Below are 23,618 nucleotides of genomic sequence, written 5' to 3'. Positions count from 1 at the left end.
AAAGATAACCGTCAACTGCATTTCATCGCTGGAGGGCATTTTTTGTCGGACAAGATTTCTTTTTGACGTAGGAGATTTCTCGACTAGGCTCGATTTAACTGTATATGCATACAGTTAAATAGGAACCCACCGACGACATATCAAGGAGAAAGAAATGTCCGGTCAACTAACAAAATGCCTTGAAAAACCCACACCGGTCATCGCCCGTTTCGATGACCTTTTCACCCCCGGCGGCATCGCCTTCAGTGCCGAAAATCCGCATCTGTTGCTGCACATCGCCGACTCGCACAGCGATGTCGAACCCGTGACCGCCCTGACCGCTCAAGCCTTGAAAGGCAAACCGCAGTTACGCTTCGAAGGCGCAGAACACACGGCTATCGGCGACAACACCCGGCTGCGCTTTATTGAAAGCGCCGAGCCGGTGCTCGCGCAAAATGTGCCGCTGCATCTGCCGAACGGGTTGGCGCTGACCTACGGCCAGGTGCTGGCGCTGGGTGGTGATTTCTATGGAATCGTCGACCGTCCGATCAATGAAGGGTCGACTTCGGCCGATCGCCTTCAGCGCTTCACGGCGGCCTTCGACAGCCTCGCCGCGCTGACGGCCTCGAAGACCGAGGCGACGCAAATTCTCGCGATCATGCAAAAAGAGATCGACGCGGTTAAACAGGCGATCAAGGACGGCAAGCAACCCCATGAGGCTTATGACGCTTTGGGAGATACGTTGTCGGAAGAGTGGAACAAGATCACCGGCGGCGGCAGTTTCGTTTCGGCGCTGTTCCCGCTCGGTCGCTACCTGAAACTGGCCGCGAACAACGCCGACCACTTCGGCGAATGGGCTCGCCAAGCCTACATCGCCGGCCACACCGCCGCCCTGCAAACCGCTGCAGCCGCCCACGCCAGTCAGGACGAACTGCGACTGGAACGGGCCTACGCGATGAACGCGTTCGCCGACCACTACCTCACCGACCTTTTTTCTTCCGGGCATTTGCGGGTGCCGCGCAAGGCCATGGCCGCCGCCGTGACACCTAGCGACCTGGGTTCACTCATCACTCGCTTCATGCACGACGAAGACAGCAAGTTTGGCCTCAAGGTGCGTAATGGCCATGGCGAGCAATGGCGGGCGTTCGGCGACAAGCGCTACTTCGACGCCACGGACGCCGACAACCGCAATCAGGTGACTCTCGCGGTGCAGGATTCGGCAGACGAGGTGTATGCCGCGTATTCCAGCGGTAATGTGCCAACCACCTTCAACGCGCTGCAACGGCTGCCGGATCTGACGGCCGTGCTGGATCCGGCCAACAACTTCTCGCCACTGTTCCGCCTTCAAGGCAACAAAGTGCTGCGGCGCAAGGACGTCAACAACCTCAACGACAATGCCACCGTCGACGACTGGTGGGGCTGGAGCACTTACCTGCTGCTCAAGGACTATCACCCAAGCGGCAACACGAATTAAGGAGCGATTCGATGACGATTAAATTGAAACTGGAACTGGCCTCGGGCCAATCGATGAAAGGTGCGCCGCTGCAACTGCTGCGCGACGGCGTGGCCATCGCCCGCACGTCGGTGGATGCTCAGGGCCAGGCGACCTTCGACGTCAGGCCCGGCCCAGGCAAACTCGCGGTCAGGGTGGATCGTTCGATTCTGCCCCGCAGTTGAAATGCCCGGACAAGATTGCCCCGGCGCGCCTCACCGATTCGCCGGGTAAAGTGCGACGACTGCCGCGAAGGATCGCGGCAGATCTTTCAAGGAGAACAAAGCATGACGTTTGCCGCTGCACACCTTCCGCAATTCCCCGACCATGCCAGCGACTCGATCATCCTGCGGCTGTCGACGCTGGATGACGACCTGATCGTTCAGGTACCCGATGGCCAGAACACACCGCCGAACTGGGATGTGTACCCGATCCTCGGCGATGATCCGGAAGAGCCTGAATGGCAGGGTTTGTCGGAGCCGACCGGCGTCTGGGATGACGCACTGGATGACATGGTCGGCCTGACCGGGATTGAACTGAGCATCCCCAGATTCGAACTGGAAAAGTACCTGAACAGTACCGTTGAGCTGCGCTACAAGTTTGCTGATGAGTCCAGTCTGGAGCCGTGTTCGGAGCCGTTGAAACTCTACATCGAAGCCTGATCGTGACGCGCGGCGGAATCAATTACGACCGCTTGTCGCCACTGTCATTTCTGACAGTGGCGCTCCGCCCCTCAAGAACGCTCAACTTACGGAGTAAAAAACGATTGCACTTACCCCTACCAGGAGAGTTTGTCATGCAAAAACTTGCCGCAGCAGAAGCACCTCAGGCGCCGAATGGAGTGCTGGACACCCAGAAACTGAGTGGTGCTTTTCTCCTCGATTTCTTTTATGAAGAGAAAGCAGCAAACCAACAGATCGACATAACAATTGAAGTTAAGCCTGACCGTTTTAGCATCCCTATAGAAAAGCACGCTAGATTTACGACGTTCATAGCCGAAAAGGAACAGTTCTCTCTGGGTTCAAAAAGCCTGTTCGACTATCAATTCAAAAATGGGTCCGCAGTTATCCACTTCATCGCAACAATAAACGGAACTCCACAACAGTCAGACACGTTAGAGCTGTCTATCGTCGACACCATATGACGTTTTCCCGCCCCTTCGGAGTTCAACCCTGCGCCTGCGCCTCTTCATGGGCCTGACGCAGCCGTTCGCGGCTGTTGGTCAGGTGCAGGCGCATGGCCGCGCGGGCGGCATCGGAATCCTGACGGGCGATGGCCTCGTAGATTTCCTCATGCTCGCGGCTCAGGCGATTCATGTAGTGCTGCTGATCGTCATGGGCCAGGCGCGCCGAGTTCAGCCGCGTGCGCGGAATGATGCTGGTGCCCAGGTGGGTCATGATGTCGGTGAAGTAGCGGTTGCCGGTGGACAATTACCTGAACCGTACCGTTGAGCTGCGCTACAAGTTTGCAGACGAGGCCAGTCTTGAGCCTTGCTCGGAACCACTGCTTCTGCACATCGAAAGCTGAATCACCATCAACCACTCGTCGAAACTGTTATTTCTTACAGGTGCGGCCACCAACCAATCCAGCCCTAATACTCTTGGCGTCATCACCCGACGCCAACGGCCAAGAGCCGGAACATACACTTTTCGATTGCAATGACAAAAGGACTTACATCATGACCGCACAACAAAGTGTCGTAGCCGCACCTGACTTGGAAGAGGCAGTTAAAGGAGTCGCTTACATTGAGAAGCTGAGTGATCCAACTCCCGCTTCAGTGTCCCAATACTTTGAAGCAGCAATCGGCGACGTGATCGAGATGCTCGTCAGCACCTCGACCGGAAGCAATTGGAGTTCTAAATACACACTGAGCCAGCCATTATTCCCTGTCACCTTTGACATTCCAAAAAGCACGTTTGCCAATAACCTGGTGTCGGGAGCTACGGCTAATTTGCGCTACACGATTGCTAAAACCGGCAGCCCGGATGTAGTCACCTCCCCGACTTTGACAGTACGCCTCGAACCGTAATCAACCCTCAACCCTGAGCCTGCGCCTCTTCATGGGCCTGACGCAGCCGTTCGCGGCTGTTGGTCAGGTGCAGGCGCATGGCCGCGCGGGCGGCATCGGAATCCTGACGGGCGATGGCGTCGTAGATTTCCTCGTGCTCGCGGCTCAGGCGATTCATGTAGTGCTGCTGATCGTCATGGGCCAGTCGCGCCGAATTCAGCCGCGTGCGCGGAATGATGCTGGTGCCCAGGTGGGTCATGATGTCGGTGAAATAGCGGTTGCCGGTGGACAGCGCGATTTGCAGATGGAACTGGAAGTCCGACGCCACTGCATCGCTGGCGTGGGCCACGCTGTCATTCAGCGCATCAAGGGCCGCGCGCATCGCAGCAAGTTGCTCGGTGCTGCGGCGCTGCGCGGCAAGGCCGGCGGATTCGACTTCGAGGCTGATACGCAATTCGAGAATGGCCAACACGTCACGCAGGGTGACCACGGTGGCCGGGTCGATCCGGAAGCCGCTCGGGCTCGGGGTGTCGAGCACGAAGGTGCCGATGCCATGACGGGTTTCCACCTGCCCCGCCGCCTGCAAACGGGAAATCGCCTCGCGCACCACGGTGCGGCTGACGCCATGGGCTTCCATGATCGCCGACTCGGTGGGCAACTTGTCGCCGCGCTTGAGCAGACCGTCGCGGATCTGCTCGGTCAGCACCGTCACCAGTTCCTGAGCCAGGCTGCGACGCTTGCGGGGGAAGCGCGGGGTGTCGATCGGGTTTTCCATGATCTGCGTTTGTCTCGAAAAATCGGCTTGAGGGGCATCATAGCGCAAGCGGGTTGTACGATCACTTAGTGCATCATCCTGTGAGAGCGAGCTTGCTCGCTCCCACAGGATGATGTGTTATCAGGCCGTGACGGTCTGTTCCACCAAGTGCCCGCCATCGATCCGCACATGCCGTGGATGGAAACGCTTGAGGCTGCTGCGATGGCCGACGCTGACGATGCTCAGGCCCGGCAACTGGTCAATCAACGCCTGATACAGCGTGGCTTCGTCTTCTTCATCCATCGCCGACGTCGCTTCGTCCATGTACAGCCATTGCGGTGCATAGAGCAGCGCGCGGGCGAAGGCCAGACGTTGCTGTTCACCCGGCGAGAGCATGCGCTGCCAGTGATTGGCCTCGTCCAGTCGAGCCACCAGATGCGGCAAACGGCAGGTTTCCAGCACTTGTGCATAACGCTCGGGCGCGTAGGTGTCGCCCGGTTGTGGATAACTCAAGGCGTCGCGCAGGGTGCCGATCGGCAGATACGGTTTCTGTGGCAAGAACAGATAACGCGAAGCCGGCAATCGAATACTGCCGTGCCCGGCCGGCCACAAATGGCCCATCGCCCGCAGCAGCGTGGATTTACCGCTGCCGGAGCGGCCACTGAGCATCACCCGCTCGCCCTGCTCCACGGTCATGTCTGCACTGGTCAGCAGGTGACGACCGTCAGCCAGATCGAGGCCCAGGTTATGAACCTTCAGCTCATCGCCCTGATTCTGCACATCGATGGCCGGTGCGCGTTCTTCGTTGTCGGTCATGGCCTGGCGGAAGCTCAGCAGACGATCACACGTGGCGTGCCATGCGGCGAGATCCGAATACGCGTTGATGAACCAGCTGAAGTTCTCCTGCACGTTGCCGAATGCCGAGTTGATCTGCATCAGCTCACCGAGCTCGATCTTGCCGGTCAGGTAACGCGGGGCCGCGACGATGAACGGGAAGATGATTGCGATCTGGCCGTAACCGGAGGTGAAGAACGTCAGGCGCTTGGACACGCGCATGATGTCCCAGAAGTTGTGCCAAACCAGCCCAAAGCGGTTGCTCAGGCGACGATTCTCGTTCGGCTCGCCGTTGTACAGCGCAATGCTCTCGGCATTCTCACGTACCCGCACCATGGAGAAGCGCAGGTCAGCCTCGAAGCGTTGTTGTTGGTTGTTCAGGCCGATCAGGCGTCGACCGATCAGGTGCGTCAACCAGCTGCCGACCGCCGCATACAGCAGCGCACACCAGAACATGTAGCCGGGAATCTCGATGCCGAACACCTCGATGCTGCCGGACACGCCCCACAGAATGATCGAGAACGACACCAGGCTGACCACCGTGCGGATCAGGCCCAACGCGAGACTCAAGGTGTTGCTGGTGAAGGTGTTGAGGTCTTCGGAAATCCGCTGGTCAGGGTTGTCGGTGTAACCGCCCTGCTCCAGTTGGTAATAGTTTTTGTGCCCGAGCCAGCGCTTGAAATGGTTCTCGGTGAGCCATGCCCGCCAACGGATGGTCAGCATCTGCGTCAGGTACAGGCGATACACGGCGCCGAGGATTGCCACCGCCGCAATGCCGCAGAAATACAGGATCAACTGCCAGAATGCCGCCTCATCCTTCTTTTGCAGGGCGTTATAGAAATCCTTGTACCAACTGTTGATCCACACCGAGATCGCCACGCTGAACAACGTCAGCGCGATCACGGCGATCAGCAACGTCCAGGCCTTGCCCTTCTCTTCGCTGCGCCAGTAAGGCGTGGTCATGGCCCACACCTTGCGAAAAAACTGCCCGCGCACAGTATCGTTGACCGCGGAATATTCAGCGTTCTGATTCATGGAAAAGGCTCGATAAAGAAAAGAACAGACACGCACCGATCATAGATGATCGGTGCGCTTTATCGCGAGGGCTGGCGATGGTCGTTCAGCGCAGGTTCAGCGACGAACCGGGCGCTTCTGCAATTTGCGCTGCAGGGTGCGGCGGTGCATGCCCAGGGCGCGGGCCGTTGCGGAGATGTTGCCTTCGTGCTCGGTCAGCACACGCTGGATGTGCTCCCACTGCAGGCGATCCACCGACATCGGGTTTTCCGGCACCAGGCTGTCGAGGTCGGCGTGTTCGGACAGCAGCGCTGCCAGCACATCGTCGGCGTCGGCCGGTTTGCACAGATAGTTGCAGGCGCCGCGCTTGATCGCTTCGACCGCGGTGGCAATGCTCGAGTAACCGGTGAGGATCACCACGCGCATTTCCGGGTCCAGCTCCAGCAGCTTCGGCAGCAGGACCAGACCGGAGTCGCCGTCCATTTTCAGGTCCAGCGCGGCGTAGTCCGGCAGATCGGCCTGGGCGATGGTCAGGCCTTCTTCGGCTGAACCGGCGGTGCTGACGCGGAAACCACGGCGGGCCATGGCGCGGGCCATCACCCGGGTGAAGGTCGCATCGTCATCGACCAGCAGCAAATGCGGCAGTTCTTCGCCTTCGACTTGGATTTCGTCACTCATGTTGCTCTCCTCGGGCGCCGTGGGGCAGGCGCAGCTCGGTGAGCGTGCCGCCTTCCTCATGACTATAGAGTTTCACTGAGCCGCCGGCGCGTGTCACGCTGGCCTTGCTCAAAAACAGGCCAAGGCCGAAACCTTTGCCCTTGGTGGTAAAAAACGGTTTGCCGATCTGCTCGGCGATGGCCAGCGGCACACCGGCGCCATGGTCGCGGATGCTGATGGTCAGGTCTTCGGCGGTCCAGTCCAGGGTCACCTGAAGGTTTTCCGGGCAGGCGTCGGCGGCGTTGTTCAACAGATTCAACAAGGCCTGGGTCAGATCCGGCGGCGGCGCTACACGCGGCAACGGGCCCTGGCCAAGACGCTGGAAGCGATAACTGGCCTCCGGGCGCATCAGGTGCCAGCGATTGAGCGCCTCGTCGAGCCACTCGGTAACGTCCTGCATCTCCACCGCCATCCGGCGATTGGCCTCGGCGGCGCGCACCAGTTGTTGCAGAGTCTCCTTGCAGAGCTTCACCTGATCCTTCAACACCTTCAGGTCTTCCTGCAGCATTGGATCGGGGTGATCCTGCTGCATTTCGTTGAGCAACACGCTCATGGTCGCCAATGGCGTGCCCAGCTCATGGGCGGCACCGGCAGCCTGAGTCGCGACGGCCAGCAATTGCTGATCGCGCAGGCCTTCTTCCCGGCGGATCGCGCGCAATTCTTCCTGCCGCCGCAGCTCTTCAGCCATCCGCGCGGCGAAAAACGTAATCACCGCTGCTGCAAGAGCGAAGCTCAGCCACATGCCGTAGATCTGCAGGTTCTCCCGGGCCACCGGCAGGGTTTCCAGCGGATAGAAGTGCGTCAGCATCAATGTGTACAAGGCCAGCGCAATACCGGACAGCACCACCGAATACCGCCATGGCAGCGTCACCGCAGCGATGGTCAGCGGCACCAGATAATACGAAACGAACGGGTTGGTCGAACCACCGGAGAAATACAGCAAGGCACTGTGGATAACCAGGTCGCAGGCCAGTTGCAACGCATATTCGAGCTCGGTGACCGGCCACGAAGTGCGCAGGCGCACGGCGGTGAACACACACAGCAGAATCGAACAGCCGAGGGTCATCACCAGTTGCACCCACGGCAACGGCAACAGATCCAGCCAGTAGGCCAGGCCCACGGAGCCGGCCTGCGCGGCGAGCACCAGGGTGCGGATGAAAGTCAGCCGCCAGAGGTTCTGGCGAGTGGCGGAAGTCAGTTGTACGGGGGCGAGCATGAGCTCTCCTGATGAGCGCTCCAGGCGGATCGCACGGAGTATAACCAAGGCGCGGGCTTGAGAGGCGAAAGTGCGGCAAACAACCACACCCAAAAGCAGTTGCAAGTTGCGAGCTTCAAGCTACGAGCAAAAGCTTGCGGCTTGCAGCTTGAATCTCGTCGCTGGCCTTGTCATCTGTATAGAAGTTGTAACTGGGCGAACCGGATCATAAAAGCTAGAGTCTGATGGTTTCACGCAGGCCCCCGAACCATCACCTGCGCCCTCATCAAGGAGCTTTCATGCACACATTTCGCCGCAGCGCCGCCCTTCTCGCCCTGACCGTCGGCAGCGTCGCCAGCCTTCCGGCCCTGGCCGCCGATGAGCTGCACTACAACCAGATTTCCCTGCGCGCCGAAGTCAGCCAGGAAGTGGCCCGCGACCTGATGATCGTGACCCTCTACACCGAAGAACAGAACACCGACCCAGCCAAACTCGCCGCCGACGTCAGCACCACCATGAACAAGGCCCTGGCCCAGGCCAAGCAGGTCAAAGACATCACCCTGCGCCAGGGCAGCCGCAACAGCTACCCGATCTACGACACCAAGGGCCAGAAAATCACCGGCTGGCGCGAACGCGCCGAACTGCGCCTGGAAAGCGCCGACTTCGCCGCCCTGTCCAAACTCACTGGCGAGCTGCTGACCGACCTGAAAATGGGCGGCATGGACTTCGCCATCGCCGACCCGACCCGCAAGGCCAGCGAGGACCAACTGCTGAAAGAAGCCGTCACCGCCTTCAAGGCCCGCGCCCAACTGGCCACCGACGCCCTGGGCGGCAAGGGTTACAAAATCGTCAGCCTGAACCTCAACAGCAACGGCTTCCCACAACCGTACATGCGCGCCCCGATGATGATGAAAGCCGCCGGCATGGACGCAGCACCGGTCACGCCTGAAGTCGAAGCCGGCACCAGCCAGGTCAGCCTGACCGCTGATGGCTCGATTGAAGTGTTGATGCAGTGATTGAATGACGACTGAATGAAAAACCGGCGATCAGTGATGATCGCCGGTTTTTTTATACCTGGGATTTGTGTTGTCAGGTTTGCGGATCAACCCGGTCCAGCGCGCAGTTCACTGCAAGCTCGGCCAGCATGACGATCTGCTGGATACCGAGCGCCGTACTGCGCTGCGGGCCCGAAAGCTCATTGGCGAAATTGCTCGCGATGGTACTGGCCGAGGCCAGGGATTCGCAGGCATTGGCCAGCAGGCTTTCGGTGTCGACGTTGGGTGTGACCATGTACATGGTGCTCGGACGCGGTTTGGAAGGATTGGGGCACAGGTAATAGTCGAGGGCGCGTTTGATGGCTTCGCGGTTGCGGGCGAGGTCTTCGGCGCGCATGGCTTCTTCGAGGGGCGTGGGTGTTTCGAGGGGTGGGTCGGGTACGGGCTTGTTCATGGAGCATTTCCTTATGAATTTGCGCCACTCATTTCCGATCTCACTCGAGAAATGAGGTGGCAACTATGTACGGAGTGAGATTACCGGTAAGGAAACCAACCCGGCCGGACCGAAGTCCGCCCGTACATAGCCGCCATAAAGAACTGCCGACAGCATGAACTGGCGGCGATTATGGGGCGGCTTGCTCTGGTTTCCAAATTCAGTAACCGGGAATCTCACCTCCCGATCGCAGAGTCTTCTGCGACAACCAAAGACTAGGGATCGTGCTTCCGACGGACAACCTGAAAACCTTGTGGGAAGGTTCGGTGAATCCCACACATCTTTAAACATTCGAAAATGGAACGCGGAGCGTCCCGGCTACATTCACACGCGGAGCGTGGGAACGACCAAAAGCTGCCCTCACCCTAGCCCTCTCCCGGAGGGAGAGGGAACTGACCGCGTCGTCTAAATGAAATACGCCGACGTGAGATATCGAAGGTGAATTCAAAATCCGAAAAGCACACAAACCGCTCTAGCTGTTGCCCCACCACCACTCAACAGGATGAGCGTTAGCTCGGCTGCAGCTTTTGATCTTGATCCACGGGCGACGTCGGAAGGCTGAGTGGAGGGATTTATCCGGGGGTGGGAGCGCAGCGACCGTTTGGCGAAGCCAAACACATCGAGAGGAGGTGCAGCGAAGCAAACCGTAGGCGATGCCCCCCGGATGAATCCCGGAGCGAAGGAACCCCGAGCCTTAGCGAGGGGCCGAACGCAGGAGCAAGCGTTTTTGGTTACTTTTTAGGCGTTTGTAAAAAGTGACCCGCCGTAAGGGCGGAACCATAAGAAGCCGTTACCGCAGCATCGGATATGCACACAATCACCCCAGATATACCGAGATAGACACCTCACCTAGAAAAACGATATTTCCGCGCCCACCGAAACCCCGGCTACCCTCCTCCCCACAACTACCTCCAGTGCACCCGGGGACTCCATGGATCGATTCACCTTCAAACCACTTCTAATAACCCTGGCCCTGACCGCCATAACCCCAATCGCCAACGCCGCAACAACCCTCGTCTACTGCTCAGAAGCCAGCCCCGCCGGCTTCGACCCCAGCCAATACACCAGCGGCACCGACTTCGACGCCTCCGCCGAAACAGTCTTCAACCGCCTAACCCAATTCAAACGCGGCGGCACCGAAATCGAACCCGGCCTGGCGACCAATTGGGACGTAAGCCCGGACGGCCTCCAATACACCTTCCACCTGCGCCAAAACGTAAAATTCCACACCACCGACTACTTCACCCCCACCCGCACCTTCAACGCCGACGACGTCCTGTTCACCTTCCAGCGCCTGCTCGATCCGGAGAACGCCTTCCGCAAGGCCTACCCCGCCGAATCCCCGTACTTCACCGACATGGGCCTGAACACCACGATCAAATCCGTGGAAAAGCTCGACGAAAACACCGTGCGCTTCAACCTGAACAACGTCGACGCCGCCTTCGTGCAAAACCTCGCCATGAGCTTCGCCTCGGTGCAATCGGCCGAATACGCCGCCCAACTGTTGAAGGAAGGCCACGCCGCCGACCTCAACCAGAAACCGGTCGGCACCGGCCCGTTCGTGTTCAAGCGCTACCAGAAGGACGCGCAGATCCGCTACGCAGCGAACAGGGACTACTGGAAACCCGAGGACGTGAAGCTCGATAACCTGGTGTTCTCGATCACCCCGGACGCCGCCGTTCGCCTGCAAAAGCTCAAGACCGGCGAATGCCAGGTCAGCGGCTACCCGCGCCCGGCCGACATCGAAGTGATGGAAAAAGACCCGAACCTGCGGGTGTTGAAGCAGGCCGGTTTCAACCTCGGCTTCCTCGCCTACAACACCACCCACCCGCCGCTGGATCAGCTCAAAGTGCGCCAGGCGCTGGACATGGCCATCGACAAACCGGCAATCATCAAAGCGGTTTACCAGAGTGCCGGGCAGCTCGCGCAAAACGCCTTGCCGCCAGCGCAATGGTCATTCGATCCGAACATAAAAGACGCGCCGCACGACCCGGTAAAAGCCAAGGCGCTACTCAAGGAAGCCGGGGTTGCACCCGGTACAACCATCAACCTCTGGGCCATGACCGTGCAACGCGCCTCGAACCCGAATGCGCGGATGTCGGCCCAGATGATCCAGCAGGATTGGGAGAAGATCGGCATCAAGGCCAACATCGTCAGCTATGAATGGGGCGAATACATCAAACGCGCCAAGAACGGCGAACACGACGCGATGATTTACGGCTGGACTGGTGACAACGGCGACCCGGACAACTGGCTTGGCGTGCTTTACAGCTGCGCGGCGGTGAAGGGCAGCAACTACGCCAAATGGTGCGACCCGGCCTACGACAAGCTGGTGCAGCAGGCCAAGGTGTCCACCGATAAATCGCAGCGGGTAAAACTGTATCAACAGGCGCAACTGATCCTTAAACAGCAGGTACCGATCACGCCGATCGCCAACTCCACGGTGTTCCAGCCGCTGCGCAAGGAAGTCACTGACTTCAAGATCAGCCCGTTCGGTCTAACCCCCTTCTATGGCGTGGGTATAAATAAGTAACACCCGGCCCCAATCCGGCGCGCACAACGTGACCAACGCACCGTTTTGGGGCTTCGTTTGCACCGTAAAAACCGTCCGCAAACGGTCAAATGCGTCAGAAGTTATACGGATGCGACATTAAGGTACGTTCGTGCCACGCTTTGACGCCGCCGAGCGCTCTGGATCTTGCATTGGGTATGGGCCCTGCATAAGTATCCGCAGGCACGACTCACGAGGTCGTACCTCACAACTAAAAAATGACAACAAATCATGAGGCCAACATGCTTAAACACGCGGTCATTCCGTTTTTAGTCGGCGCAGGCTTGTTAGCCTCCGCACCTTTCGCCACCGCTGCGACTAACCTGGTGTTCTGCTCCGAAGGCAGCCCGGCCGGTTTCGATCCAGGCCAATACACCACCGGAACCGACTTCGACGCCTCAGCCGAAACCATGTTCAACCGTCTGACCCAGTTCGAGCGTGGCGGTACCGCCGTGATTCCTGGTCTGGCGACCAAGTGGGACATTTCTGATGACGGCCTGACTTACACCTTCCACCTGCGTGAAGGCGTCAAGTTCCACACCACCCCGTATTTCAAGCCGACTCGTGAGTTCAACGCCGACGACGTGCTGTTCACCTTCAATCGCATGATTAACAAGGATGACCCGTTCCGTAAGGCGTACCCGACCGAATTCCCGTACTTCACCGACATGGGGATGGACACCAACATCACCAAGATCGATAAAGTCGACGACCACACCGTCAAGTTCACTCTGAAAGAAGTCGACGCCGCGTTCATCCAGAACATGGCCATGAGCTTCGCGTCGATCCAGTCCGCCGAGTACGCAGCCCAGCTGCTGAAAGAAGGCAAGGCTGCCGACATCAACCAGAAGCCGATCGGCACTGGTCCGTTCGTGTTCAAGAGCTACCAGAAAGACTCCAACATCCGCTACACCGGGAACAAGGACTACTGGAAGCCTGAAGACGTGAAGATCGACAACCTGATCTTCGCCATCACCACCGACCCGTCGGTACGTATCCAGAAGCTGAAAAAGAACGAGTGCCAGGTCACCCTGTTCCCTCGTCCGGCCGACCTCGCGGCACTGAAAGCCGATCCTGCGCTGAAGATGCCTGACCAGGCTGGCTTCAACCTGGGCTACATCGCCTACAACGTGATGGACAAGGTCAAGGGCAGCAACGAGCCGAACCCGCTGGCTGACCTGCGCGTGCGTCAGGCACTTGACATGTCGGTGAACAAGCCACAGATCATCGACTCGGTTTACCAGGGTGCGGGCCAACTGGCCGTCAACGCCATGCCGCCGACCCAGTGGTCCTACGACACCACCATCAAGGACGCCAAGTACGATCCTGAGAAAGCCAAACAGCTGCTCAAGGAAGCCGGCGTCAAGGAAGGTACCGAGATCGTCCTGTGGGCGATGCCGGTTCAGCGTCCGTACAACCCGAATGCCAAACTGATGGCCGAAATGCTCCAGTCCGACTGGAAGAAAATCGGTCTGAACGTGAAGATTCAGAGCTACGAGTGGGGCGAGTACATCAAGCGTTCCAAAGGTGGCGAGAACCAGGGCATGCTGATTGGCTGGAGCGGTGACAATGGTGATCCGGACAACTGGCTCAACGTGTTGTTTGGTTGCGACTCCCTGAGTGGCAACAACTTCTCCAAATGGTGCGACAAGAAATTCGACGGCCTCGTGAAAGAAGCCAAGCGCACCACTGACCAGGCCAAGCGCACCGAACTCTACAAAGAGGCGCAGCACGTCCTCAAAGATGCAGTCCCTATGACACCTATCGCTCACTCGACGGTGTATCAACCCATGCGCGCCAACGTGCAGGACTTCAAGATCAGCCCATTCGGCTTGAACTCCTTCTACGGCGTCAGCGTCAGCAAATAAAAGAAGCAGCGGCGACGTTTTCAGCGTCGCCGCTGTTTTTTTTGCCGAGAAGTCAGGAATTTGCCTACAACCTTTTCCGCCCCGTCTTACTGGGTTGGTTCAGGACGTGTTGCCTTTTCCTACGAGTCTTTAGGACTCAGCGCATTTACTGCCAGACCCACGGCCCCTACCGTCGGGTTCTGACCAGTGACTGCGTGGGCTATCGGTTTTGCTGCCGTATTGGTTTGAGCTCAATGCCGCCACCACATCCCTGGACGGGATCGCGGCGCATTGAAAAACACTAAAAAAAGAGGGAGCGTCATGCGCCATACCTTGGTTTTTTCCGCATTGCTGGGCGCCGGCCTGTTGGCCGCCACGTCCGCCAGTGACGCCGCCAGCAACAGTCTGGTGTTCTGCTCCGAAGGCAGTCCGGCCGGTTTCGATACCGCGCAGTACACGACAGCGACCGATAACGACGCCGCCGAACCGCTGTACAACCGACTGGCCGAGTTCGAAAAAGGCGCGACCAATGTCGTACCGGGCCTGGCAACCAGCTGGGATATTTCCGAGGATGGTCTCAAGTACACCTTTCACCTGCGTGAAGGTGTGAAGTTTCATACAACGCCATACTTCAAACCTACACGCGATCTAAACGCCGACGACGTGCTGTTCACGTTTAACCGCATGCTCGATCCGCAACAGCCATTCCGTAAGGCTTATCCGACCGAGTTCCCGTATTTCAACGGGATGAGCCTCAACAAGAACATCGCCAAGGTCGAAAAGACCGGGCCGCTGACCGTGCAGTTCACGCTCAACAGCGTCGACGCCGCGTTCATCCAGAACATCGCCATGAGCTTCGCCGCCATCCTGTCTGCCGAATACGCCGACAAGCTGCTGGCCGAGGGCAAGCCGAGCGACATCAACCAGAAGCCGATCGGCACTGGGCCGTTCGTGTTCAAGAGCTACCAGAAAGACTCGAACATCCGCTACACCGGCAACCCGCATTACTGGGATCAGAGCCGGGTGAAGCTGAAGAACCTGATTTTCGCGATCAATACCGACGCTTCGGTACGTGTGCAGAAGCTCAAGGCCGGTGAATGTCAGGTCACCCTGCACCCGCGTCCGGCCGATGTGCCGGCACTGAAGAACGACCCGAAACTGCAATTGATCGAGAAACCAGGCTTCAACCTCGGCTATATCGCCTACAACGTGCGCCACAAGCCGTTCGACCAGCTCGAAGTGCGTCAGGCGCTGGATATGGCGGTGAATAAACAGGGGATTCTCAACGCTGTTTATCAAGGCGCCGGCCAACTGGCCGTCAACGCCATGCCGCCGACCCAATGGTCCTACGACGACACCATCAAGGACGCCGCCTACAACCCGGAAAAAGCCAAAGAGCTGCTCAAGGCTGCCGGCGTCAAGGAAGGCACCGAGATCACCCTGTGGGCGATGCCGGTACAACGTCCGTACAACCCGAACGCCAAACTGATGGCCGAGATGCTCCAGGCCGACTGGGCCAAGATCGGTCTGAAAGTGAAAATCGTCAGCTACGAATGGGGCGAGTACATCAAGCGCACCAAGAATGGCGAGCACGACATCAGCCTGATCGGCTGGACCGGTGACAACGGGGATCCGGACAACTGGCTCGGCACGCTCTACAGCTGCGACGCCATCGGCGGCAACAACTACTCCATGTGGTGCGATCCGGCTTACGACAAGCTGATCAAACAGGCGAAGGTCGTCACCGACCGCGACCAGCGCACCGTGCTCTACAAACAGGCCCAGCAACTGCTCAAGCAGCAAGTGCCGATCACGCCTGTCGCTCACTCGACGGTCAACCAGCCACTGAGCACCAAAGTCGAAGGGTTCAAGGTGAGCCCGTTCGGTCGCAACGTTTTTTCGGGTGTCAGCATCGATTAAACAAAAAACCGATTAGCCGCAATGCTGAGGGGGCCGTCTACCCCCTCACGCAAGCGCTTTGCCGAAACTCGCCTATCAGGCCTTTTGCAAACGTTTGCGATGTGTGAATGAGTTCTAAACCAATAACCGGCCAACCCAAAAAAGCCGGCATAAAAAGAAAGTAAAGGAGCTTCACCCATGAAACTGAGCAGCACCGCGATACTGGCCCTGGCCATCAGCAGCATCACCGCCACGGCGTACGCAGAACCTGCAAGTCAGGAGTTCGTCCCTACCACATTGGCCGGCAGCAGCGCCCAAAGCGAGGCCAAAGGCTTTATCGATGGACAAAGCCTGGGCGGCACAACGCGTAACTGGTATGCCAACGAACTGCGTCGTCGTGACGACAGTTTCAGTTACGTGAAAAACAGCGACAAAGACACCTCGCCAGTGGTCAGAACAAAGACCCCGCGTCGTATCAACTGGGTTCAGGGCACCATCGTCAACTACACCTCGGGCTTCACCCAGGGCACCGTGGGCGTCAGCACTGAAGTGGCCGCTTACAACGCCATCGTGCTGGATCGCGACCGCAAGGACATCGCCGGTGGCTCCAACCGCACCCTGGCTCACTCCGACGGAGATGCGGTCGACCAGTGGAGCAAACTGGGTCTGGCCAACGTCAAGTTCCGCGTGTCGAACACCACGTTGACCGCCGGTCGTCAGAACTTCAGCACGCCGATTGTCGATGTTATCGGCAACCGTCCGCTGCCTTCGAGCTTTGAAGGGATCAGTCTGCATAGCGAGGAGTTGAACAACCTGTCGTTCGACCTCGCCGGTTTCGACCGCGTCTCGCCACGTACCGAGCAGAGCCTGTCGAAATTCCGTTCCGAATACGGCGCCAACGGCGAAGAAACCGACAAGGTCTACACCGCGGGCGTGAACTATCAGCCGCTCAAAAGCCTGAAAACCAGCCTGTACGTCGCCAACGTCGAAGACTTCTGGAATCAGTACTACTTCGGCGGTACCCACGAACTGGGTGACAGCCAGGTCCTGAGCCTGACCACCGGTCTGAACTACTACAAGACCGTCGACGAAGGCAAAAAACTGATGGGCAACATCGACAACGATACCTACTCGTTGTCCCTCGGCCTGACTCACCAGGCCCACAGCCTGACCTTCTCGTACCAGCAAGTGAACGGTAACGAGTACTTCGACTACCTGCATGAAACCAACGGCATCTACCTGGCCAACTCCCTGCTGTCGGACTTCAACGGCCCGAACGAGAAATCCTTCCAGATCGCCTACGGCATCAACATGGCCGAATACGGCGTACCAGGCCTGAAGTTCAACATCTATCAGGCTCGCGGCTGGGGCATTGACGGTACTCACTACCGTGGCACGGCTTACACCATTCCAGATGACAAGCGCGGCGACCTGAGCCTGATGGACGGCGAATCGCACTACGAATACGGCATCGGTGCTTCCTACGCCGTGCAGAGCGGCCCGCTCAAGGCCACTGCGATTCGCGCGACGTACACCACTCACCGCGCCAGCGAACACCAGGCTGACGGCAACATCAACGAGTTCCGTCTCGTGACCACCATTCCATTCAACATCCTGTAAAAACCGCCAGCCGACGGCTGACTCAGTGACGAGTCGGCCGTTCGGCTTTTTGTCTTCAACCGATTGCAGAGGGTTCTTGATGAAAATGCTTCCCCTACGTGCGGCCATCGCGGCTGCGTTGCTGAGTGTCGCTATCGGCGTCTCGGCCAAACCCTTGGTGGTCTGCACCGAAGCCAGTCCGGAAGGCTTCGATATGGTCCAGTACACGACTGCAGTCACTGCCGACGCGGTGGCCGAAACCATCTTCAACCGTCTGGCGGACTTCAAGCCCGGCACCACCGAAGTGATTCCGGCGCTGGCCGAGTCCTGGGACATCAGCGAAGACGGCCTGACCTACACGTTCCACCTGCGCAAAGGCGTCAAGTTTCACACCACCGAATATTTCAAGCCGACCCGCGACATGAACGCCGACGACGTGGTCTGGAGTTTCCAGCGTCAGCTGGACCCGAATCACCCGTGGCACAAGCTGTCGAGCGTGGGCTTTCCGTACTTTGAAAGCATGGGCTTCAAGGAACTGCTGAAAGGCGTTGAGAAAGTCGACGACAACACCGTCAAGTTCACCCTGACCCGTCGCGAAGCGCCGTTCCTGGCCGACATCGCCATGGCGTTCTCCTCGATCTATTCGGCCGAATACGCCGACCAGTTGCTCAAGGCCAACAAGACCGGCGACCTGAACAGCAAACCGGTCGGCACCGGCCCGTTCATCTTCCAGCGTTACGCCAAGGACGCCCAGGTACGCTTCAAGGCCAACCCGGACTACTTCCGCGGCAAGGCGCCGGCTGACGCGCTGATCCTGGCGATTGCCACCGACAACAACGTGCGTTTGCAGAAGCTCAAGGCCAATGAGTGCCAGATCGCGCTGTATCCGAAACCGGATGACATCCCGAGCATCAAGAAAGACAGCAACCTGAAAGTCGATGAAATGGACGCGATGACCGTCTCGTACATCGCCATGAACACCCAGCACAAGTACATCAGCGACGTGCGGGTGCGCAAAGCGATCGACATCGCCTTCGACAAGGAAGCCTACGTCAACGCCCTGTTCGGCAAAGGCAACGCCAGCGTGGCGGTCAACCCGTACCCGCCGACCCTGCTGGGCTACAACCACGAGCTGAAAAACCCGCCACGAGACCTCGACAAGGCCCGCGCCCTGCTCAAGGAAGCCGGTGTACCGGAAGGCACCACGTTCACTCTGTTCACCCGCAACGGCGGCGGCCCGACCAACCCGAACCCGATGCTCGGCGCGCAGATGATGCAGGCTGACCTGGCGAAAGTCGGGATCAAGATCGACATCCGCGTGATGGAATGGGGCGAGATGCTCAAACGCGCCAAGGCCGGCGAGCACGACATGGTTTCAGCCGGATGGGCGGGCGACAACGGCGACCCGGATAACTTCCTGACGCCTATGCTCAGTTGCGAAGCCGCCAAGAACGGCGAAAACTACGCTCGCTGGTGCAACGAGAAATTCCAGGCCCTGCTCGACGAAGCACGGGCTAAAGTAGATCCGGCCGAACGCGCCAAGCTGTATGAAGAGGCGCAAGTCATCTTCAATCAGGACCAACCGTGGATCAGCATGGCCCACACCCGCATGTTCACCGCAATGCGCAACAACGTAGAGGGTTATCACATCAGCCCTCTGACAACCAATAACTTCGCCACCACCCAGGTGAAGTAGATAAGAAAACTCCCGGTTTCCCTGACCCCAGGGAAACCGGGCACGCCTAACCGGCTGATGAGGTACCACACACGATGTTTAGTTTTATTGCCCGCCGACTGGGGTTGTTGATCCCCACGTTTTTCGGCATCACCTTGCTGACTTTCGCGTTGATTCGCATGATTCCCGGCGACCCCGTGGAAGTGATGATGGGCGAACGTCGGGTCGACCCCGAAATGCACGCTCAGGCAATGGAACGCCTCGGTCTGAACAAACCGCTGTACGCCCAGTACCTGGACTACATCGGCAAACTGGCCCACGGCGATCTCGGCGAATCCCTGCGCACCCGTGAGAGCGTATGGACCGAGTTCACCTCCCTCTTCCCGGCGACCCTGGAACTGTCCATGGCCGCCCTGCTGTTCGCCGGCATCCTGGGCCTCCTGGCCGGGGTGATCGCGGCCCTCAAGCGAGGATCCCTGTTCGACCACGGGGTGATGGGCATCTCCCTCGCGGGTTATTCGATGCCGATTTTCTGGTGGGGTCTGATCCTCATCATGTTCTTCTCGGTGAGCCTGGGCTGGACCCCGGTGTCCGGGCGGATCGACCTGCTTTACGACATCGAGCCGCGCACCGGTTTCATGCTGATCGACACCCTGCTGGCCGATGACATGGGCGCCTTCCTCGATGCCCTGCACCACCTGATCCTGCCGGCCATCGTGCTGGGTACCATTCCGCTGGCGGTGATCGCGCGGATGACCCGTTCGTCGATGCTCGAAGTACTGCGTGAAGACTACATCCGCACCGCCAAGGCCAAAGGCCTGTCGCCGTCGCGCGTGGTGTTCGTGCACGGCCTGCGCAACGCGCTGATCCCGGTACTGACCGTGGTCGGCCTGCAAGTCGGCACCCTGCTGGCCGGTGCGGTCCTGACCGAAACCATCTTCTCCTGGCCCGGCATCGGTAAATGGCTGATCGAAGCCATCGGCGCCCGGGACTACCCGGTTGTGCAAAACGGCATCCTGTTAATCGCCTGCCTGGTGATTCTGGTCAACTTCGTGGTGGACATCCTCTACGGCTTTGCCAACCCACGCATCCGTCATCAGCGCTGAGGTCAATACCCATGAGCACTCCAACTTCCTCAGTAGTCACCGCCGCCACCGCCGTGGATCAAAGTCTGCTGTACCCGTCCCCGTACAAAGAGTTCTGGCAGGCCTTCGCCAAGAACAAGGGCGCCGTCGCCGGCCTGCTGTTCATGCTGCTGGTGATTTTCTGCGCGATCTTCGCGCCGTGGGTCGCCCCGCATAACCCGAGCGAGCAATACCGCGACTTCCTGCTGACGCCGCCGGCGTGGCTCGAAGGCGGGCAGATGCAGTTCCTGCTCGGCACCGATGAACTGGGTCGCGACCTGCTGTCGCGTCTGATCCAGGGTTCGCGCCTGTCGCTGCTGATCGGTCTGTCGTCGGTGGTGATGTCGCTGATCCCGGGGATCCTGCTGGGTCTGTTCGCCGGTTTCTTCCCGAAAGTGGTCGGCCCGACCATCATGCGTCTGATGGACATCATGCTGGCCCTGCCGTCGCTGCTGCTGGCCGTGGCGATCGTCGCCATCCTCGGCCCAGGCCTGATCAACACCGTGATCGCGATTGCCGTGGTGTCCTTGCCGTCCTACGTGCGTCTGACCCGTGCCGCCGTGATGGGTGAGCTGAACCGCGACTACGTGACCGCCGCGCGCCTGGCCGGTGCCGGTCTGCCACGCCTGATGTTCATCACCGTGCTGCCGAACTGCATGGCACCGCTGATCGTTCAGGCGACTTTGAGCTTCTCCTCGGCGATCCTCGATGCCGCCGCCCTGGGCTTCCTCGGCCTCGGCGTTCAGCCGCCAACCCCTGAGTGGGGCACCATGCTGGCTTCGGCCCGCGACTACATCGAACGCGCCTGGTGGGTGGTGAGTCTGCCTGGTTTGACCATTTTGCTCAGCGTGCTGGCAATCAACTTGATGGGCGACGGCCTGCGCGATGCGCTGGACCCGAAACTCAAGAACGCCGCCTGAGGAGATTCCCATGTCACTGTTAGAAATCAAGAATCTCAATGTTCGCTTCGGCGACAAGAACGCCACCCCGGTCGTCGACGGCCTCGACCTGAAAGTCGACAAGGGCGAAGTCCTGGCGATCGTGGGCGAGTCGGGTTCCGGCAAGTCCGTGACCATGATGGCGCTGATGGGCCTGATCGAGCACCCGGGGATCGTCACCGCCGACTCGCTGAGCTTCGACGGCAAGAACATGCTCAAGCTGAACAATCGTCAGCGTCGGCAGATCGTCGGCAAAGACCTGGCGATGGTGTTTCAGGACCCGATGACCGCGCTGAACCCGAGCTACACCGTCGGTTTCCAGATCGAAGAAGTGCTGCGCCTGCACCTGAAAATGTCCGGCAAGCAAGCGCGCAAGCGTGCGATCGAGCTGCTGGAAAAAGTTGAAATCCCGGGCGCCGCCAGCCGTATGGATGCCTACCCGCACCAACTGTCCGGCGGGATGAGCCAGCGTGTGGCGATTGCCATGGCGATTGCCGGCGAGCCGAAACTGCTGATCGCGGACGAGCCGACCACCGCACTCGACGTGACGATTCAGGCACAGATCATGGATCTGCTGCTGGCGTTGCAGAAAGAACAGAACATGGGCCTGGTGCTGATCACCCACGACCTCGCCGTGGTGGCCGAAACCGCCCAGCGCGTGTGCGTGATGTACGCCGGTCAAGCCGTTGAAGTCGGACAGGTGCCGCAACTGTTCGACATCCCCGCCCACCCGTACAGCGAAGCGCTGCTCAAGGCGATTCCGGAACACAGCCAGGGTGCCGAGCGTCTGGCCACCCTGCCGGGCATCGTTCCCGGCCGTTACGACCGCCCGCAAGGCTGCCTGCTGTCGCCGCGCTGCCCGTACGTGCAGGACAGCTGCCGCGCGCAGCGTCCGACCCTTGACCCGAAAAGCCACAGCCTCGCCCGCTGCTTCTATCCGTTGAACCAGGAGGTGGCGTAATGGCCGTCGTACTTACCGCCCGCGACCTGACCCGTCACTACGAAGTCTCCCGTGGCCTGTTCAAGGGCCACGCCACCGTGCGCGCCCTCAACGGCGTGTCGTTCGAGCTGGAAGCCGGCAAGACCCTCGCCGTCGTCGGTGAATCGGGCTGCGGCAAATCCACCCTCGCCCGCGCCCTGACCCTGATCGAGGAGCCGTCATCCGGCTCGCTGAAAATCGCCGGGCAGGAAGTGGCCGGCGCCGACAAGGCCCAGCGCAAGCAACTGCGCAAAGACGTGCAGATGGTGTTCCAGAGCCCGTACGCATCGTTGAACCCACGGCAGAAAATCGGTGATCAGCTGGCCGAGCCGCTGTTGATCAACACCAACCTGTCAGCTGCCGAGCGTCGCGAGAAAGTCCAGGCGATGATGAAGCAGGTCGGCTTGCGTCCCGAGCACTACCAGCGTTATCCGCACATGTTCTCCGGCGGTCAGCGTCAGCGTATCGCGCTGGCCCGCGCCATGATGCTGCAACCGAAAGTGCTGGTGGCGGACGAACCGACCTCGGCGCTGGACGTGTCGATCCAGGCGCAGGTGCTGAACCTGTTCATGGACATGCAGCAGGAGTTCAACACCGGCTACGTGTTCATCTCGCACAACCTGGCGGTGGTGCAGCACGTGGCCGATGACGTGATGGTGATGTACCTCGGTCGCCCGGTGGAAATCGGTCCGAAACACGACATCTATGCCCGTCCTCTGCACCCGTACACCCAGGCGCTGTTGTCGGCGACCCCGACCATCCACCCGGATCCGGACAAGCCGAAAATCAAGATCGTCGGCGAGCTGCCCAACCCGCTGAACCCGCCGCCTGGCTGCGCGTTCCACAAGCGCTGCCCGTACGCCACCGCGCGTTGCAGCAGCGAAGAGCCGGTCCTGCGCCAGCTCGACACGCGTCAGGTTGCATGCCACTACGCCGAGCAGTTCCTCGACGGCGCGGCATGAAAAAACCCGCCCCGTTTCCCGGGGCGGGTTGTTGATGAGTTGACCAAACCCCTTCTGCCCCGATTGCGCATCGATCGGGAAAGAAGGGGTTTTCTTTTGCGCGGAATCTACGTCTGGCTGTCGCCTTCGTCCGCATCGTCGGAGTCCGGCTCATCGGTGGTCGAATCGTCATCGTCGGCGCTGCCACCCTGGCCCTGATCGCCGGGCTCGGATTCGGACTTGGCCAGCATCAGCGCGCTGTGCCCCACCTGCCCGCTGGAGGCCTGGGTCTCGTGATCCTCGCACTCGGCCCAGGCCGTCGCGGTGCCGAGGGACAGCATCACCATCACTTTCAACAGCAGCAAAACCCGTAGCAACCTGTTTTTCATAGCCGAGTCCATCCTGTTCCAGGTGAGAAATTCATGCTGACCTGACGCTGATTGAAATCTAGTTCCGATCCGCCGGGTTCACCAGATAGGACGCTAACCAATGCCCGGAAATGCCATGCGTGTACAGACCGCTTTCGAATAACGTCCATAACCGGATCGGCTAAGCGAGGTCGCCTCTTTCGAACGATTGATGGG

At 59.4% G+C, this 23,618-nt stretch carries 21 protein-coding genes and 1 pseudogene; 15 read left to right on the top strand and 7 right to left on the bottom strand.

Annotated features, from left to right (window positions below; genetic code table 11):
* Nucleotides 1–154: 154 nt before the first annotated feature.
* The 4 genes from EIY71_RS12520 (at nt 155) to EIY71_RS12505 (ending at nt 2,615) form a co-directional block, all read left to right on the top strand.
* Nucleotides 155–1,453: a phospholipase gene (locus EIY71_RS12520; protein ID WP_134021860.1), complete on the top strand. Its 1,299-nt coding sequence runs from the start codon at nt 155–157 to the stop codon at nt 1,451–1,453.
* 11 nt (nt 1,454–1,464) lie between these two features.
* Nucleotides 1,465–1,656: a hypothetical protein gene (locus EIY71_RS12515; RefSeq protein WP_085746911.1), complete on the top strand. Its 192-nt coding sequence runs from the start codon at nt 1,465–1,467 to the stop codon at nt 1,654–1,656.
* 102 nt (nt 1,657–1,758) lie between these two features.
* The gene (locus EIY71_RS12510; protein ID WP_085746910.1) at nt 1,759–2,133 is read left to right on the top strand and encodes a hypothetical protein; all 375 of its coding nucleotides are present in this window, start codon (nt 1,759–1,761) and stop codon (nt 2,131–2,133) included.
* 134 nt (nt 2,134–2,267) lie between these two features.
* On the top strand, nt 2,268–2,615 hold the full coding sequence (locus EIY71_RS12505) for a hypothetical protein (protein ID WP_085746909.1): 348 nt from the start codon (nt 2,268–2,270) through the stop codon (nt 2,613–2,615).
* Between the two features lie 22 nt (nt 2,616–2,637).
* On the opposite strand, the pseudogene EIY71_RS12500 reads toward EIY71_RS12505, so the two are convergent.
* Nucleotides 2,638–2,901: pseudogene (locus EIY71_RS12500) on the bottom strand (FadR/GntR family transcriptional regulator); the annotation flags it as partial.
* A 248-nt stretch (nt 2,902–3,149) separates the two neighbouring features.
* Here EIY71_RS12500 and EIY71_RS12495 point away from each other — a divergent pair.
* Nucleotides 3,150–3,500, top strand: coding sequence for a hypothetical protein (locus tag EIY71_RS12495; RefSeq protein WP_085746908.1), 351 nt, complete (start codon nt 3,150–3,152; stop codon nt 3,498–3,500).
* A 7-nt stretch (nt 3,501–3,507) separates the two neighbouring features.
* On the opposite strand, the gene EIY71_RS12490 is transcribed toward EIY71_RS12495, so the two are convergent.
* The 4 genes from EIY71_RS12490 to EIY71_RS12475 all read right to left on the bottom strand — a co-directional run bounded on the left by EIY71_RS12490 (nt 3,508) and on the right by EIY71_RS12475 (nt 8,014).
* Nucleotides 3,508–4,254, bottom strand: coding sequence for a FadR/GntR family transcriptional regulator (locus EIY71_RS12490; protein ID WP_134021858.1), 747 nt, complete (start codon nt 4,252–4,254; stop codon nt 3,508–3,510).
* 120 nt (nt 4,255–4,374) lie between these two features.
* Nucleotides 4,375–6,102, bottom strand: a complete 1,728-nt coding sequence (locus EIY71_RS12485) for an ABC transporter ATP-binding protein/permease (RefSeq protein ID WP_134021856.1) — start codon at nt 6,100–6,102, stop codon at nt 4,375–4,377.
* Between the two features lie 96 nt (nt 6,103–6,198).
* Nucleotides 6,199–6,759, bottom strand: a complete 561-nt coding sequence (locus EIY71_RS12480; RefSeq protein WP_003221630.1) for a response regulator transcription factor — start codon at nt 6,757–6,759, stop codon at nt 6,199–6,201.
* Nucleotides 6,752–8,014, bottom strand: a complete 1,263-nt coding sequence (locus EIY71_RS12475) for an ATP-binding protein (protein ID WP_064593366.1) — start codon at nt 8,012–8,014, stop codon at nt 6,752–6,754. Before EIY71_RS12475 ends, EIY71_RS12480 begins: the two co-directional genes overlap by 8 nt.
* A gap of 278 nt (nt 8,015–8,292) precedes the next feature.
* On the opposite strand from EIY71_RS12475, the gene EIY71_RS12470 reads away from it, so the two are divergent.
* Nucleotides 8,293–9,009 (top strand): SIMPL domain-containing protein, encoded by a 717-nt coding sequence (locus tag EIY71_RS12470; RefSeq protein ID WP_134021855.1) that lies wholly within the window; start codon nt 8,293–8,295, stop codon nt 9,007–9,009.
* Nucleotides 9,010–9,082: 73 nt separating this feature from the next.
* On the opposite strand, the gene EIY71_RS12465 is transcribed toward EIY71_RS12470, so the two are convergent.
* Nucleotides 9,083–9,442, bottom strand: a complete 360-nt coding sequence (locus tag EIY71_RS12465; RefSeq protein ID WP_134021853.1) for a DUF6124 family protein — start codon at nt 9,440–9,442, stop codon at nt 9,083–9,085.
* Between the two features lie 970 nt (nt 9,443–10,412).
* Between EIY71_RS12465 and EIY71_RS12460 the strand changes: the two genes are divergently transcribed.
* From EIY71_RS12460 to EIY71_RS12420, 9 genes are all read left to right on the top strand, one after another.
* Nucleotides 10,413–12,014, top strand: coding sequence for an ABC transporter substrate-binding protein (locus EIY71_RS12460; protein ID WP_134021851.1), 1,602 nt, complete (start codon nt 10,413–10,415; stop codon nt 12,012–12,014).
* A 260-nt stretch (nt 12,015–12,274) separates the two neighbouring features.
* Nucleotides 12,275–13,900: an ABC transporter substrate-binding protein gene (locus tag EIY71_RS12455; protein ID WP_129972358.1), complete on the top strand. Its 1,626-nt coding sequence runs from the start codon at nt 12,275–12,277 to the stop codon at nt 13,898–13,900.
* Nucleotides 13,901–14,200: 300 nt separating this feature from the next.
* The gene (locus EIY71_RS12450; protein ID WP_085746902.1) at nt 14,201–15,799 is read left to right on the top strand and encodes an ABC transporter substrate-binding protein; all 1,599 of its coding nucleotides are present in this window, start codon (nt 14,201–14,203) and stop codon (nt 15,797–15,799) included.
* 177 nt (nt 15,800–15,976) lie between these two features.
* Nucleotides 15,977–17,398, top strand: a complete 1,422-nt coding sequence (locus tag EIY71_RS12445; protein WP_038357507.1) for an OprD family porin — start codon at nt 15,977–15,979, stop codon at nt 17,396–17,398.
* Nucleotides 17,399–17,477: 79 nt separating this feature from the next.
* Nucleotides 17,478–19,073 (top strand): ABC transporter substrate-binding protein, encoded by a 1,596-nt coding sequence (locus EIY71_RS12440; protein WP_134021849.1) that lies wholly within the window; start codon nt 17,478–17,480, stop codon nt 19,071–19,073.
* A gap of 74 nt (nt 19,074–19,147) precedes the next feature.
* On the top strand, nt 19,148–20,158 hold the full coding sequence (locus EIY71_RS12435; protein ID WP_007953665.1) for an ABC transporter permease subunit: 1,011 nt from the start codon (nt 19,148–19,150) through the stop codon (nt 20,156–20,158).
* Between the two features lie 11 nt (nt 20,159–20,169).
* On the top strand, nt 20,170–21,096 hold the full coding sequence (locus tag EIY71_RS12430) for an ABC transporter permease subunit (protein WP_039769224.1): 927 nt from the start codon (nt 20,170–20,172) through the stop codon (nt 21,094–21,096).
* 10 nt (nt 21,097–21,106) lie between these two features.
* Nucleotides 21,107–22,075 carry an ABC transporter ATP-binding protein gene (locus tag EIY71_RS12425; protein ID WP_011332433.1) on the top strand — a complete coding sequence of 323 codons (969 nt, stop codon included), beginning with the start codon at nt 21,107–21,109 and terminating at the stop codon, nt 22,073–22,075.
* On the top strand, nt 22,075–23,055 hold the full coding sequence (locus EIY71_RS12420; RefSeq protein ID WP_085746899.1) for a peptide ABC transporter ATP-binding protein: 981 nt from the start codon (nt 22,075–22,077) through the stop codon (nt 23,053–23,055). The genes EIY71_RS12425 and EIY71_RS12420 overlap by 1 nt, the downstream gene beginning before the upstream one ends.
* A 107-nt stretch (nt 23,056–23,162) precedes the next feature.
* Here the strand turns inward: EIY71_RS12420 and EIY71_RS12415 are convergent, their stop codons facing one another.
* Complete coding sequence (locus EIY71_RS12415; protein WP_134021847.1) at nt 23,163–23,423, bottom strand: hypothetical protein; 261 nt, start codon at nt 23,421–23,423, stop codon at nt 23,163–23,165.
* Between the last annotated feature and the right edge of the window lie 195 nt (nt 23,424–23,618).

It is taken from the genome of Pseudomonas sp. CH235, assembly GCF_004368175.1.
Classification (GTDB): domain Bacteria; phylum Pseudomonadota; class Gammaproteobacteria; order Pseudomonadales; family Pseudomonadaceae; genus Aquipseudomonas; species Aquipseudomonas paraglycinae.
Note: the sequence above shows the minus strand (reverse complement) of the source record. Positions and strands in the feature narration are given on the sequence as shown.

What these genes read in the sequence shown, in the direction of transcription:
- EIY71_RS12510 (WP_085746910.1), top strand. Translation starts at nt 1,759, where the DNA reads ATGACGTTTGCCGCTGCACACCTTCCGCAATTCCCCGACCATGCCAGC.
- EIY71_RS12435 (WP_007953665.1), top strand. Translation starts at nt 19,148, where the DNA reads ATGTTTAGTTTTATTGCCCGCCGACTGGGGTTGTTGATCCCCACGTTT.
- EIY71_RS12485 (WP_134021856.1), bottom strand. Translation starts at nt 6,102, where the DNA reads ATGAATCAGAACGCTGAATATTCCGCGGTCAACGATACTGTGCGCGGG.
- EIY71_RS12495 (WP_085746908.1), top strand. Translation starts at nt 3,150, where the DNA reads ATGACCGCACAACAAAGTGTCGTAGCCGCACCTGACTTGGAAGAGGCA.
- EIY71_RS12465 (WP_134021853.1), bottom strand. Translation starts at nt 9,442, where the DNA reads ATGAACAAGCCCGTACCCGACCCACCCCTCGAAACACCCACGCCCCTC.
- EIY71_RS12515 (WP_085746911.1), top strand. Translation starts at nt 1,465, where the DNA reads ATGACGATTAAATTGAAACTGGAACTGGCCTCGGGCCAATCGATGAAA.
- EIY71_RS12430 (WP_039769224.1), top strand. Translation starts at nt 20,170, where the DNA reads ATGAGCACTCCAACTTCCTCAGTAGTCACCGCCGCCACCGCCGTGGAT.
- EIY71_RS12415 (WP_134021847.1), bottom strand. Translation starts at nt 23,423, where the DNA reads ATGAAAAACAGGTTGCTACGGGTTTTGCTGCTGTTGAAAGTGATGGTG.
- EIY71_RS12480 (WP_003221630.1), bottom strand. Translation starts at nt 6,759, where the DNA reads ATGAGTGACGAAATCCAAGTCGAAGGCGAAGAACTGCCGCATTTGCTG.
- EIY71_RS12470 (WP_134021855.1), top strand. Translation starts at nt 8,293, where the DNA reads ATGCACACATTTCGCCGCAGCGCCGCCCTTCTCGCCCTGACCGTCGGC.
- EIY71_RS12490 (WP_134021858.1), bottom strand. Translation starts at nt 4,254, where the DNA reads ATGGAAAACCCGATCGACACCCCGCGCTTCCCCCGCAAGCGTCGCAGC.
- EIY71_RS12460 (WP_134021851.1), top strand. Translation starts at nt 10,413, where the DNA reads ATGGATCGATTCACCTTCAAACCACTTCTAATAACCCTGGCCCTGACC.
- EIY71_RS12505 (WP_085746909.1), top strand. Translation starts at nt 2,268, where the DNA reads ATGCAAAAACTTGCCGCAGCAGAAGCACCTCAGGCGCCGAATGGAGTG.
- EIY71_RS12425 (WP_011332433.1), top strand. Translation starts at nt 21,107, where the DNA reads ATGTCACTGTTAGAAATCAAGAATCTCAATGTTCGCTTCGGCGACAAG.
- EIY71_RS12420 (WP_085746899.1), top strand. Translation starts at nt 22,075, where the DNA reads ATGGCCGTCGTACTTACCGCCCGCGACCTGACCCGTCACTACGAAGTC.
- EIY71_RS12440 (WP_134021849.1), top strand. Translation starts at nt 17,478, where the DNA reads ATGAAAATGCTTCCCCTACGTGCGGCCATCGCGGCTGCGTTGCTGAGT.
- EIY71_RS12520 (WP_134021860.1), top strand. Translation starts at nt 155, where the DNA reads ATGTCCGGTCAACTAACAAAATGCCTTGAAAAACCCACACCGGTCATC.
- EIY71_RS12445 (WP_038357507.1), top strand. Translation starts at nt 15,977, where the DNA reads ATGAAACTGAGCAGCACCGCGATACTGGCCCTGGCCATCAGCAGCATC.
- EIY71_RS12475 (WP_064593366.1), bottom strand. Translation starts at nt 8,014, where the DNA reads ATGCTCGCCCCCGTACAACTGACTTCCGCCACTCGCCAGAACCTCTGG.
- EIY71_RS12450 (WP_085746902.1), top strand. Translation starts at nt 14,201, where the DNA reads ATGCGCCATACCTTGGTTTTTTCCGCATTGCTGGGCGCCGGCCTGTTG.
- EIY71_RS12455 (WP_129972358.1), top strand. Translation starts at nt 12,275, where the DNA reads ATGCTTAAACACGCGGTCATTCCGTTTTTAGTCGGCGCAGGCTTGTTA.